The sequence below is a fragment of the Chthonobacter albigriseus genome (assembly GCF_013839445.1).
Taxonomy (GTDB): Bacteria; Pseudomonadota; Alphaproteobacteria; order Rhizobiales; family Pleomorphomonadaceae; genus Chthonobacter; species Chthonobacter albigriseus.
The window spans coordinates 404,755-417,960 of sequence record NZ_JACDIT010000003.1 but is presented as its reverse complement, the minus strand read 5'-3'; the positions used below and the strand labels follow the sequence as shown (position 1 = coordinate 417,960).

Sequence of the window (13,206 nt, the reverse complement as noted above, 5' to 3'; positions counted from 1 at the left end):
CATACACCGAACACAAACGCAAAAACCCCCGTGCAAAACAAAGCACGGGGGTTTTTGCGTTCGTACCCGTTGTCCGCCGCGCAGCCGTGCACGAGGCCCGTCCGGGCAGGCGGAAGCGCGCGGGGCGGCCGGCGGCCTAACTGGCGGGCTGGCTTCACGCGACAGGCGCGGCAGCCGGCCGGGGCCCCGGACAACTTTCGCGGGGGCGCGGCGAATCTCCCGACAACCCCCCTGAAATCCCAGTGCGCATCCCCATAACGGAGGATGCGGGCACGTCACGATTCCGCCATGATTGGAACTCGGGCCGGCGATCAGGTGTTCAGGTGCGCCGGGTCTTTCCTGCGCCTGAGGTATTCATGACGACCGAGATGCGTTTCCCCCGCGACGAGGCGGAGGCCGTGGCCGCTGCCCGCACGCCGGAACAGATCCTGCTTCTGCAGCAGCAGAGGACATTGGACAAGATCGAGTTCCTGCTCTGGATCATCCTCTCCATCCTGGCCTTCGGGATCTATCTCCTGGTCAGGCAGGCCGGCGGTTGACCGGCGGCCGCGCCGGCCACCTTGCCCTGCCGCCGATGGGCGGTTTCCGAGCGCGTGGCGGAGCGGCTTCGGGCATGCGCGCGCCAGTAATCATGCGCTTAGTTCTATCCTTAAGGTTATTATTAACGATGAAGCATCAGGGTGTATCACGGACAAGGGGAGGTGCATCATGGTGCTCAGACGGTCCGGCGATATCGCCAGCCGCTTGCGGACGTCGTTTCTGGGATTGACCGGCGTCGCGATCGCGACGGGTCTCGCCGGTCTTGCAACCTCTTTTGCGATCAGCAGCGGCGGTGAGACGGTGAGCAGCCGGCTGGCGCCGCTCGTCGATGCGACGATGGAGATCCAGATCGCGGGCAGCCAGTCGCGCCTGCTGTTCGCCGAGGCGCTCGCCAGCGGCGACGGGGCCGCGGTGGAGGCCGCCTATGCGGCCCTGGATAAGGCGGAAAGCTTCGCCGAGGCGGTGCGGTCGGGCGGTACCGTGGGTCCGATCTCCGTTCTGGCGACCGACGATGCCTCTGTCCTCGCGGCCGTCAACGAGATATCCGACGACCTCAGGTCGTTGCGGACGGCGGCCGACGGTCTGATCGCCCTCGCCGCGGACAGCGAGGCGACGGGTTCGGGCGTCGACCAGGCGTTCGACGCGGCCTACGAAGCCGCGCAGGCCAAGTTCGCGGAGGCGGTCGAGGCCGCCGTGAAGGCTTACCGAACCGATGAGGCGGTGCGGCTGGGCGTTGCACGATACCAGCTTGCCAACGGCCACCTGTTCCTGGAGGAGGCGCTCTCGGGCGACGACACGGTCAACATCGCGGATGTGATCGGCGATCTGAACGCTGCCGCGGCGGCGGGCGCGACCAGCCAGGATGCCGCGGCCAAGGCGGCCTCGGCGGCGGCGGCGGAGGTTGCCAAGCTCGCCCAGTCGCGCTTCGACAACGAGGTCCGGCGACGGCAGGCGGAGGAGGGGCTCCGGTCGACCTATGTCGCCAGTTTCGACGGCTTCAACGAAGCCGCAAGCCGGGCAGAGGCCGTGGTCCGCGCGACGATGAGCGGCGGCGTGGAGCGATTTGCCACGATCGCGTGGATCGGCGAGTCGGTGATGGCCGGGGCGCTGCTGGCGGCGATCCTTTACGCGGTGATGCAGATCCGCTGGGCGCGACGGACGATATCGACCCGGATCACCACCCTCGCCGACGTGATGCGGCGGCTTTCGGGCGGCGAGATCCAGCTTGACGTTCCTGATCGCGACAGCGCCGACGAGATCGGCGACATGGCGCGCGCCACGGATGTGTTCCGCCAGTACGCGGCGGAGATCGGCGGGCTGGACGCGGAGCGCCGTCGCCTGGCCGAGGAGGCGGTGCGGGCGCGGCTGGAGACTGCTGGCCGGTTCGAGGCGGAGGTCGGCGGCGCGCTCGGCGTGGTGTTCGAAGCCTCGGCGGATCTCGCCCGGGCGTCGGCGACGCTCACCGCCATGGTGGAGGAGAACCGGCGGCAGGTCGCCGTTGCGGGTGCGTCCTGCAGCACCGCGCGGTCGAGCGCGGGTGCGGTGTCCGATGCGTCGGTGACCTTCGCGGAAACGGCGAACACCATCGCGCAGCAGATCAAGGACGCCGGTCGCTTCGCCGAGCAGGCGGTGTCCGACGCGGAGCGCAGCGTGTCGGACGTGGCGACGCTGGCGGCGGCGGCCGATCGGATCGGCACCGCCGTGGTGCTGATCCAGTCGATCGCCGACCAGACGAACCTGCTCGCCCTCAACGCCACCATCGAGGCAGCGCGGGCGGGAGACGCGGGTCGGGGCTTTGCGGTAGTGGCCAGCGAGGTCAAGGAATTGGCCGGCCAGACGGCCAAGGCCACCGAGGAGATCTCCAACGTGGTCACCTCGATCCAGCAATCGACGTCCACCACGATGGAGGCGATCGAGAACGTGACCACGGCTATCGGCCGGCTGCGCGGGCTTGTACAGGCCGTCGCCGAAGCGGCCGAAACGCAGGACACCGTCACCCGGCTGGTCGCAGGTCACGCACGGTCGGCGGCCGAGGGCACCGGTGCGGTGGCCAACGCGGTGGACGGGGTGGCCGCCTCGACGGCTTCGTCGCAGCAGGCGGCCGTCGCGGTGGCGACCGCGAGCGGCAACCTCACCCGGCAGGCGGAGATGGTGCGCGACGCCGTCCACACTTTCGTGGCGAAGCTGAGCGCCGGCTGATCAGCCGATCCGGTCGAGGCGCTGCACCGTGCGCAGGGCCGGGAACCACCGGGCCCAGAGGGCGGAAACGGCGACCGTGCCGGCCCCGCCGATGACGACGGCCGGGACGACGCCGATGAGAGCGGCCATGACACCGGCGCGGAACTCGCCCAGCTCGTTCGACGCGCCGACGAAGACCATGTTCACCGCATTGACGCGGCCGCGTACGTCGTCGGGCGTGGCGAGCTGGATCAGGGTTTCGCGGACGTAGACCGAGACCATGTCGGTCGCGCCCATCGCCGCCAGCATGGCGATGGAAAGCGCGGGCGTGGTGGAAAGCCCGAAAACGATGGTGGCGAGGCCGAAGGCGGCGACGGCGAGGAACATCCAGAGCCCGGCGTGGCTGGTGATCGGACGCAGCGCGAGCAGCCCCGCGACGACGAGCGCACCGACCCCGGGCGCAGCCCGCATCAGGCCGAGCCCGGTCGGGCCGATGGCCAGGATGTCGGTGGCGTAGACGGGCATCATGGCGACCGCGCCGCCCAACAGCACGGCGAAGAGGTCGAGCGAGATGGCACCGAGCACGATCGGCGTGGAGAAGACATAGCGGAAGCCGGCGTTGAAGGCGTCCCAGGTGGACTCCTCGCGCGGGGCGCTGCGCGGCTGCTTCGGCACGGCGGCCAGGCAGACCATGGCGGCGACGAACATGAACGCCGCGGTGCCGTAGGCCGCCTCGGGCGAAAGGCCGTAGAGCAGGCCGCCGGCGACGGGACCGGTGATGGTGGCGATCTGCCAGGAGGCGGTGTTGAGGCTGACGGCGTTGGCGAGCGCGACCGGCGGGACGAGGTTCGGCACCAGCGCCTGCATCGCCGGCGCGAAGAAGGCGCGGGCGACGCCGAGCACCGCGAGCGTGACGTAGATCGGCCAGACAGCGGCGTCGGCACCGGTGGCGAGCACGAGCAGGGCGAGCGCGCAGGCGAGCTCGACCATGAGGCAGAGCGCCATGATCCGCCGCCGGCTGTACTTGTCGGCGACGGTGCCGGTGAACATCACCAGCGCCAGCGAGGGCAGGAACTGCACCAGGCCGACGATGCCGAGCGACAGCGGATCGCGGGTGATCGCGTAGACCGTCCAGCCCACCGAGACGGAGACGATCTGCACCGCGAAGGTGCCGAGCACGCGCGACAGCCAGTAGAAGAGAAACGGGCGATGGCTGAAGGCGTTGGGGGAGGGCGCGGACGCCGCGGTATCGGAATGCATGGGAGCCTCGAACGCCGGCGCGGCCGGGCGTCCCGATGGTCTTGGAGGGAGGCGAGGGGATAGCACGACCCGCGACCCGGCCGCCAGCGGGGACGTGGGCTTTGCCTGCTTTTCCCCGTCCGACAGCTAGATCCGGTCGCCCAGACGGCGGGCGAGACGGCGGCGCTCGACCCACTCGACCACTGCCATCAGCACGATGGCGGCGATCAGCGGGACGATGCAGTAGATGAGGCGGAAGAGGATCAGGCCGGCAGCGACGTCGGGGCGGTCGGCGACGTCGAGGCCGGTGACGACGGCGGCTTCGAAAACGCCGATGCCGCCGGGCGTGTTGGAGGCGATGCCGGCGACGAGGCCGACGGTGTAGGTGACGATGTAGCGCACGAGGTCCGGCGCGGCGCCTTCCGGCAGCAGCAGCCAAAGCGCGGTGGCGGCGGTGAGGAGGTCGACCGCGCCAGCGGCGACCATGCCGCCGGCGATCGCCGGACCGGGCAGGCGCACTGCCCAGCCGCCGAGGCGGATCGCGCGGCGCTTGACGCCGACCCAGCCGATGAAGCCGGCCAGGAGGAGGATGAGGACCACGCCGAGCGCGCGGTCGGCCGCCTCGTGTCCGAGCAGCGGGGTTTCGCCGGGCGGGCCGAGGGCGAGCGATAGGCCGAGCACGAGGAGAATGCCGGACCACATGGTGACCCAGCTCATCGCAATGATCCGGCCGACCACGGATAGGCCGGCGCCACCCAGCGAGTAGATCCGGTAGCGGGCGGAGCCGCCGGACAGGAGGGGCAGGCCGAGCGCGTTGGCGAAGATGTTGGCGATCAGGCTGGTGACTGCAGCGCGGCGTAGCGACAGCGGCGGGCTGGAACGGACGACCTTGACCGCGAGCATGTCGTAGCCGGCCAGCGCCACCATGCCGAGGGCGGTGGCGGCGAAGGCCGCGGCGATCCGCCAGGGCGGCATCTCCGTGATGGCGCGGGTGACGTCGAAGAGGGACATGGAGGTGACCATGTCCCAGAGCACGTAGCTGGCGGCTGCGATCAGGCCGATGGCGACCAGCGGGCCGACCCAGCGCATCAGGCGCCCGCCAAGGCCTAGCTCACTTTCGTCATCCACTCGCTTCAACACGCGCTCGAAATCCTTGAGATCGTCCGTTCCCTATACGGGCCGCAAGGCAAAGGGATGACGCCCGAACGGTTGTGGGACGAGAAAGCCGCTGCGTGCGCCGCCGTCAAGGGCGCAGGTTCCGTTGCGGCGACGCGGCGCGGGACATAGTCAACGACCGCCGTCGTTGACGGGATCAACGACGGCCGTCGTCGACGAGATCAACGACCGCCGTCGTCGGGGCTGTCCGGCACGTCGATGGTCTGGCGCGGCGGCCGCGCCCGATGCCGGCGGGGGGCGCCGACCTCCGACGCGGTGCGCGGGACCGGTCGGGCCGGCGGCTCGGCGGGGTGCTCGTTCTCGTCGTGCTCCTCCACCAGGCGGAGTTCCGGCGGCTCGCCGTCGCGGCTGCGGCCGAACCAGAGGGTCTGCTGCGGGAAGGGGATCTCGATGCCGTTCTCGTCGAAGACCTCCTTGACGAGTTCGGTGTAGGCGCGGCCGACCGCCCATTGCTGGCCGGGGATCGTCTTGATTCGGGCGCGGATCACCACGGCGCTCTCCGTCATCTGGACGATGCCGTTCATCTCCAGGGGCTCCAGGATGCCGGCGCCGTGGGGCGTCGCCATCAGGCGCTCGAAGGCGACGCCCATCAGCCGCTTCACCTCCTTGATGTTCTCGCGGTAGGCGACGGAGATGTCGGCGACGTGGAAGGCGAAGCCACGCATGGCGTTGGAAACGGCGTCGACGGAGGAGAAGGGCACCACATGGTAGACGCCGTTGGCGTCGCGCAAGCCGACGGAGCGGATCGTCAGCCGCTCCACCACGCCGGAAATGCCGGCGACGGTGACCACGTCGCCCTCGTTCATGGCGTTCTCGAACTGGATGAACGCGCCGGTGATGATGTCCTGCACCAGCTTCTGGGAGCCGAAGCCGACGGCCAGGCCGAGCACGCCGGCACCGGCGATCAGCGGGGCGATGTCGACGCCGAGTTCGGACAGCGCCAGCATCGCCGTGATCACCACGATGACGATCGAGAAGGCGTTGCGGAAGAGCGAGAAGAGGGTGCGGGCGCGGGCGGTCGAGACGCGGCCGCTCGCCGGGTTGAGGCGATACTCGATCCAGGAGGTGGCGGCGATCCAGATCGCCATGGCGACCAGGACGATGATCAGCGCGGTGACGAAGCGGCCGACCATGTCGCGGCCGCGATCCGTCTCCATCCAGGCGGTGACGTCGATCAGTTGCCAGGCCTGCAGGATGAAGGCGGCGACCAGCACGAACATGAAGATCCGGATCACCCGCAGGAAGGTCGGCACCAGGAGGTTCAGCCGGTTCTCCAGCAGCGGCAGGGCGCGCTTGATGTCGGCGGGCAGGCGGATGCCGCCGGTGATGGTGCGGTTCATCAGGCCCATCAGGCCACCGCCCACCGCCAGGACGATAAACGTCTGCAGCGTGGCCGTGGCCATGAAGCCGACGGCGTCGAAGGGGCGGGTGACCCAGACGACGAAGGCGACCAGCACGTAGGCGATGACGAGGAAGTGCCAGACGCGGGCCAGCGTGGCAAGGGCGGCGGAGACGGCGCCGCCGCGCACCAGCATCGCGGCCTCGATCAGGCCGGCGCGGACGTTGGCACGGTTGCGCAGCACCAGGACGATCGTGGTGATCAGCGACGTCAGCACGATCACCAGGCGCACGCCGAGGCCGACGGCGAAGGCGATGGTGGAGTTGACGATCGGCACCACCAGCATGACGCCGTAGCCGAGGAAACCGACGAGGCGGGCGAGGCGGAAGTTCCAGTAGCGGGCCGTGGCGTCCGAGATCGGAAACACGCGCAGCGGCGGCCGGCGCGGCTGGAACACCGCGCGGATGAACACCTTGGTGACTTCGATGAGGACGAAGGCGTTGAGGAAGAGGCTCTCGATCAGCTCGATGCGGTTGCCGACGGTGTTGGCGACGAGCCAGGCGCCCGCGGTCACCCAGGCGAGCGCGACGACCGCGAGGTCGATGAACGTGGCGACGGCCAGGAGCACCACGCGGCCGACCACCGTCATCCGCGCGGCGGCGGCGGTGATCCCCCGCAACGGCCACTGCGCAAACCACTGCAGAATAAGCAGGGCGGAGAAGGCGACGAAGATCAGGCCGAGCAGGGGCACGACCTGATCGGCAACTCGCGTCCAGTCGATCTCGGTGGAGCCATCGAGCAGGCGGGTCAGGTTGGCGAGGCCGCGCCAGATCTTGGTGACGAAGTCGGCGGTCTCGCGGGCGACCGCCTGGGTATACTCGCCGAGTTCGCGTGCAAGCGAAGGATCGGCGGTGTCCTCCGGCCCTGCGGGAGGCGTCGGCGCGCCGACGGCGGCGGGCGCTTCGGCGGCCGGGGCGGGCGCTTCGGGCGGCGGGGGTTCGGCCTGCCGACGCAGTTCCTCGACCAGGCGCTTGCGCGCGGCCTCGTCCTCAAGCACGCGGATCAGCGCTTCCGCCGCCTCGCGGGAGGAGAGGGCAGGCGCCTCGGCCGCAGGCTTGGCCGCGGTCACGCCGGGGATCGTCTGGGCGAAGAGCGGCGCGACCGGCAGCACGAGGGCGGCGAAGAGGCCGAGGAGGAGAAGCGTCCTGGTGACGACGGAGTGCATCGTGCGGGGCGTGCCTTGTTCGGTGATCGACGCGGGAGGCGACATTCACCGTCCAAGTTGGGCACGAGGATGGCCGCGGGGGCAAGGACGCCGGGGGCAACCGCCCTGGGGGCGCGGCTTGATCAACGAAACCCGCCGCTCCGCCGGGTGGCGGAGCGGCGGCTTTCGATGCTTTCGCGTGCGATCAGCGCGGCAGGCTGCGGACGAAATCCATCAGCTTTGGCATGGTCTCGTTGGAGATGCCGTCCATCGCCACGTAGTGCTCGATGGCCTTGCCGATGTTGCCGGTCGTCATCTCCTGGACGAGGCGGCTAGCTTCCGCCGCCATCTTCTCCACGGCCGGCCTCAGCACGATGAAGGACTGCATGCGGCGGACGGATTCGTCAGAGATGCGCTCGTAGCTGTCGCCGAGCGGCTTGTTGCGGGTCTCGAAATTTCGCGCGTCGATCGGCTTCAGGCCGACGAGGCACTCGGCGAGCGCCCGTTTCCAGGCCATGTGGTCGGCGCGCATGCGGCGTTCGTCGACATGATGGATGTCCAGGTTGCGGGCGGAGTCCAGCTGCTGTGCGACGATCGCCTCGGCCTTGTCGATATAATCGATTGAGGTCTTGGTGTCGGCTTCGTTCTGGCCGGCGAGCTTGGCGATCTCCGACAGGCTCTTGGCGATCGACTCGGTCGCCTGCTGCTGGTCGCTGAGCATGTGGGCGATCGAGCCGATCGAGCCGGTCACCTCGCCGACGCAGCCGCGAATGCCGTCCATGTCGGAGGCCACGGCGTTGAACGTCTCGGCGCCGTCGCGCACCTTGCCGCCGCCGATGGCCATGGCTTGCAGCATGGAGCCCATGACGTCGGTGAGTGTGGTCAGCTGGCCGCGGATCAGTTCGGTTGTCTTAGAGGTTTCTTCCGACAACGCCTTGACCTCGGCCGCCACCACAGCGAAGCCGCGGCCTGCGTCGCCGGCGCGGGCGGCCTCGATGGTGGCGTTGAGGGCGAGGAGCTTGGTCTGGCTGGAGATGCTCTCGATCTCCTTGGCGAAGCCGCCGATCGATTCGATGGCGCGGCCGAGCATCTGCATGCGGTCGTCGAGGCCTGAGAAGGCCTCCGAGATCTCGGCCATGGCGCGGCCGGCGGACTGTGCGCGGCTGGTGCCGGCTTCGACCAGTTGCTGAGCGTCGCCGGAGCGGCCCTGCGCGGCCTCGCTCAACTGCGCGATGTTCTGGACCGTGCGCGCCATCTCCTCGACGGCGCCGGAGATCGCCACGGTCTCGCCCGACAGCTTGCGAACGTTGCCGTTCGACCAGGCCATAAGGCACATCAGCTCGCTAAGATTGACGGAGAGTTCGACGGTGCGGCCGAAATCCTCCGAGACGCGCGATTTCAGCGTGTCCATGGATCGGCGCGCGTCGTCCAATTGTGCTTCGGCCGCGCTCGCCAGAGCGCGCAGATTGGCCGAACCGTCCATCGTCGTCGCCGCGGCATCCATTGAGATTTTTTTATTGGTGAGCCCGAACATGGTCTCCCTTTCCGGGAAGAGCGATCCTCAGGGCGAGTGTGGTCCCCACCTGTTAAATTTCTCTTTCAATATGTATAGAAGTACATAGATGCTAGCCTGCATGGATATTTGCTGATGATTTGCTCGGCCGATGGGAATAGCACCTAGAGAAAAACCCTGGAAAGCCGCGAGAAACAGGGAAATCCTCCCAGCTCGACTAACTCAACCCTCGGTTGCTTCTCGCAGCATCTCCAGGCGCAACCACTCGTCCTCCGCCCGGCTCCGCTGCTCGTCCAAGTCTGCCAACGCCGCGGAAACTAAGGAAAAACCCTTAGGATCGCGGCTGTAGAACTGGGGATCGGCCAGCTGTTTTCGCATGCGATCCGCCTTATCTGTCAACTCTTCGATGTAACCGGGCAGCGTCTCCAATGCGTGTTTATCCTTAAAAGAGAGTTTCGCCCGATTCTTCGCCGGGGTCGCCGGTGCCGCGGCTGTCCTGGAGCCTGACGCGTCTCCGGCCGGCTTTTTCGCCGCGCCGCCGCGCGCTACGACACCCGCCCCGCGCTGCGCCACCATGTCGGCGTAGCCGCCGGCGTATTCGGTCCAGCGGCCGTCGCCCTCGGCCATCATCACGGAGGTGACGACGCGGTCCAGGAAGTCGCGGTCGTGGCTGACGACGATCACCGTGCCGGTGTAGTCGCCCAGCATCTCCTCCAGCAGATCCAGCGTTTCCAGATCGAGATCGTTGGTGGGTTCGTCGAGCACCAGCATGTTGGACGGGCGCGACAGCGCGCGGGCCAGCATGACGCGGCCGCGCTCGCCGCCGGAGAGGGCGGAGAGCGGCGTGCGCGCTTGCTCGGGCTGAAACAGGAAGTCTTTCATGTAGCCGATGACGTGGCGCTTCTCCTCGCCGATCACCACCCAGTCGCCCTTTCCGTCGGTGAGGGCGTCCGCGAGCGTGGTCTCCGGGTCCAGGCTGTCGCGGCGCTGGTCCAGGGTCTGCATCTGCAGCGAGACGCCGAGCTTGACCGTCCCTTCGTCCGGCTCCAGGTCGCCGGTGAGCAGGCGCAGCAGGGTCGTCTTGCCGGCGCCGTTGGGGCCGACGATGCCGATGCGGTCGCCGCGGGCGATCCGGGCGGAGACATTCTCCACGATCGGCCGGCCGTCGTAGCGTTTCGTCACGCCCTTGGCCTCGATCACCAGCTTGGACGAGGCGTCCGCCTGCGCCGCCTCCAGGCGCACGGCGCCCTGCGGGCCGCGGTGCTCGCGCTTCTCCCTGCGCATGGTCGCCAGCAGTTCGACACGGCGGACGTTGCGCTTTCGCCGGGCGGTGACGCCGTAGCGCATCCAGTGCTCCTCCGCCTCGATGCGCTTGTCGAGCTTCTGCAGTTCGCGCTCCTCCTCCTCCAGCACCTGGTCGCGCCAGGCCTCGAAGTGGGCGAAACCGCGGTCGAGCGTGCGGGTCCGGCCGCGGTCGAGCCAAACGGTGGTGCGCGACAGATTCTCCAGGAAGCGGCGGTCGTGGCTGATCAGCACGAGGGCGGAGCGCATCGACTTCAGTTCGCTCTCCAGCCACTCGATGGCGGGCAGGTCGAGGTGGTTGGTCGGCTCGTCGAGCAGCAGGATGTCGGGTTCGGGCGCCAGCACCCGGGCCAGCGCGGCGCGCCGCGCCTCGCCGCCGGACAGGGCGGCGGGCGCCTCCTCGCCGGTCAGGCCCAGTTCGTTCAGAAGGTACTGCGCCCGATAGGCCTCATCGCCGGGGCCGAGACCAGCCTCCACGTAGGCGAGCGTGTTCGCAAAGCCGGTGAGATCGGGTTCCTGGGGAAGATAGCGCACGGTCTTGCCGGGCTGGACGAAGCGCTCGCCGTCATCCGCCTCGACCATGCCGGCGGCGATCTTCAAAAGGGTCGACTTGCCGGAGCCGTTGCGGCCGACCAGCGTGATCCGGTCGCCCTCGCCGACGGAAATGTCGGCGCCGGTCAGGAGCGGCGTGGCGCCGAAGGTCAGCTTGATCGACTTCAGGTAGAGGACCGGAGGAGAGGCCATGATGTCCTTCTGGTGTTCAACGTCTCGGTCGCCGGGCGGGATCAGCCGCGCAGGGCGAAGGCCTCCTCGCGGAGGCGCTCGGTCGTCTCGCGGATGGCGGCGCGGTTCGGGCCGGCGTGGGCGATCTGGCGCGACACGGTCGGCAGCGTCCGCCGGGCGGCATCGCGGCCAAAACGGCTCTTGACGTCGGCCATGGTCGCGCCCTGCGCGCCGATGCCGGGGGCGAGGATCAGCGAGGTCCGCAGGCGGTCGAGCACGCCCTCCGCATCGTCCAGCGTCGCACCGACGACGGCGCCCACCGGTCCGGCGCCGTTCAGCTTGGAAAGCTGCCCGCGGTTGAAGAGGGTGAGGTCGTCGGCAAGCGCCTCGGCGACCGTCCTGTCGTCCTCCTGGCGGGCGTTCTGCAGAACGATGCCGTCCGGGTTGGACGAGCGGACGACGACGAAGAGGCCGGCGCCCGCCTGGACTGCCCGGTCCACCACCGGCTTCAGCGAGCCGGAGCCCATGTAGGCACCCAGCGTGATCGCGTCCACCGGCGTGCCGGCGTCCTCGCCGAGCCAGGCGGCGGCGTAGGCCTCCAGGGTGTGGCCGATGTCCATGCGCTTGATGTCGGCGAGCGCCAGCGCGCCGGTGGAGCGGATGTGGCGAACCACCTCCTCAAGCGCCTTCAGGCCCTTCCAGCCGAAGCGCTCGTAGAAGGCGACCTGCGGCTTGTAGATGGCGATGCGGTCGCCGAGCGCCTCGACCATCTCCAGGCCGAAGACGCGAACGCCTTCAGCGGAATAGGGCAGGTCCCACGCCTTCAGCGTCTCCGGCGCGGGGTCGAGGCCCACGCAGAGCGGGGAACGTGCGGTGGCGAGCGTCTCGAAGCGGTCGGCGAAGGGCGTCACGGGCATGCCTCTGCGGCTCCTCGTCTGGGGGTGCGGGGTTCTTAACGCCTTCCGGCCGGCACGGGAAGGGTGGAGGGGACATGCGAGATCCTCACGGATTTTGTCACCGATCATGCTGCACTGCAGTCGCATTTGATCTAGAGAGCGAAGCGGGATCCCGCGTATCTCGCGGGACCTGCCTTGCAACCTCTTTCGAAAGCCTTCTCCCCCATGGCCGACGAGAACCGCTACATCCTCACGCTGTCCTGCCATGACAGGCCCGGCATCGTCGCCGGGGTCGCCACCACGCTCGCCAACGCGGGCTGCAACATCCTGGAGAGCAACCAGTTCGACGACCTGGAGACCGGCCGCTTCTTCATGCGCGTGGTGTTCCACGCGCCGGCCGCCGTCACCGTCGGCGACGTGAAGGCCGCGCTCGGCGCCGTCGCCAAGCACTTCGAGATGGCGTGGGATGTGATCGACACGGCCGTGAAGGCACGGCTGATCGTGATGGTCTCCAAGTTCGACCATTGCCTGCAGGATCTCCTCTACCGCGCGCGGATGGGTTCGCTGCCGGTGGACATCGTCGCGATCGTCTCCAACCACGAGGCGAGCCGGCCGACTGCCGAGCAGCACGGCATCCCGTTCCACCACTGGCCGGTGACGCCGGAGACCAAGGCGGCGCAGGAGGAACGGCTGTTCGCGCTCGTCGACGAGGTGGAAGCCGATCTCGTGGTGCTCGCCCGCTACATGCAGGTGTTGTCGGATGCCGCGTCGGTGCGCATCTCCGGCCGGGCGATCAACATCCACCACTCGTTCCTGCCGGCCTTCAAGGGCGCCGCGCCCTACAGCCAGGCCCACGAGCGCGGCACCAAGCTGATCGGCGCCACCGCCCACTACGTCACCGGTGACCTCGACGAGGGCCCGATCATCGAGCAGGACGCCGAACGCGTCACCCACGCCGACAGCGCGGAGAGCATGATGGTGAAAGGCCGCGAGATCGAAGCCCGCGTGCTCGCCCGTGCCGTCAAGGCGCACGTGGAGCGCCGGGTGTTCATCAACGGCGTGAAGACGGTGGTGTTCGGGTAGGGCGCCGGGCTGA

General features: G+C 68.8%; 9 protein-coding genes. 3 read left to right on the top strand and 6 right to left on the bottom strand.

Features of this window, described 5'->3' with window-relative positions; all coding sequences use genetic code 11:
* Nucleotides 1-356: 356 nt before the first annotated feature.
* Both HZ321_RS12210 and HZ321_RS12205 read left to right on the top strand, forming a co-directional pair.
* A complete protein-coding gene (locus HZ321_RS12210) occupies nucleotides 357-539 on the top strand; it encodes a hypothetical protein (protein ID WP_181702616.1) in 183 nt (60 codons plus the stop codon).
* A 169-nt stretch (nucleotides 540-708) separates the two neighbouring features.
* Entirely contained in the window at nucleotides 709-2,739 is a 2,031-nt protein-coding gene (locus HZ321_RS12205) for a methyl-accepting chemotaxis protein (protein ID WP_181702615.1), read from the top strand.
* Here HZ321_RS12205 and HZ321_RS12200 read toward each other — a convergent pair whose 3' ends face one another.
* The 6 genes from HZ321_RS12200 to pyrF form a co-directional block, all read right to left on the bottom strand.
* Entirely contained in the window at nucleotides 2,740-3,978 is a 1,239-nt protein-coding gene (locus HZ321_RS12200) for an MFS transporter (protein ID WP_181702614.1), read from the bottom strand.
* Between the two features lie 126 nt (nucleotides 3,979-4,104).
* Complete coding sequence (locus tag HZ321_RS12195; RefSeq protein WP_181702613.1) at nucleotides 4,105-5,097, bottom strand: putative bifunctional lysylphosphatidylglycerol flippase/synthetase; 993 nt, start codon at nucleotides 5,095-5,097, stop codon at nucleotides 4,105-4,107.
* Nucleotides 5,098-5,294: 197 nt separating this feature from the next.
* Nucleotides 5,295-7,742: a mechanosensitive ion channel domain-containing protein gene (locus HZ321_RS12190; protein WP_181702612.1), complete on the bottom strand. Its 2,448-nt coding sequence runs from the start codon at nucleotides 7,740-7,742 to the stop codon at nucleotides 5,295-5,297.
* A 139-nt stretch (nucleotides 7,743-7,881) separates the two neighbouring features.
* Nucleotides 7,882-9,210, bottom strand: coding sequence for a methyl-accepting chemotaxis protein (locus HZ321_RS12185; RefSeq protein WP_181702611.1), 1,329 nt, complete (start codon nucleotides 9,208-9,210; stop codon nucleotides 7,882-7,884).
* A 201-nt stretch (nucleotides 9,211-9,411) separates the two neighbouring features.
* A complete protein-coding gene (locus HZ321_RS12180; RefSeq protein WP_181702610.1) occupies nucleotides 9,412-11,235 on the bottom strand; it encodes an ABC-F family ATP-binding cassette domain-containing protein in 1,824 nt (607 codons plus the stop codon).
* Between the two features lie 41 nt (nucleotides 11,236-11,276).
* The gene (gene pyrF, locus HZ321_RS12175) at nucleotides 11,277-12,131 is read right to left on the bottom strand and encodes an orotidine-5'-phosphate decarboxylase (RefSeq protein ID WP_181702609.1); all 855 of its coding nucleotides are present in this window, start codon (nucleotides 12,129-12,131) and stop codon (nucleotides 11,277-11,279) included.
* Nucleotides 12,132-12,335: 204 nt separating this feature from the next.
* Here pyrF and purU point away from each other — a divergent pair, with 204 nt between their 5' ends.
* Nucleotides 12,336-13,193 carry a formyltetrahydrofolate deformylase gene (gene purU / locus HZ321_RS12170; protein WP_181702608.1) on the top strand — a complete coding sequence of 286 codons (858 nt, stop codon included), beginning with the start codon at nucleotides 12,336-12,338 and terminating at the stop codon, nucleotides 13,191-13,193.
* The last annotated feature ends 13 nt before the right edge of the window (nucleotides 13,194-13,206 follow it).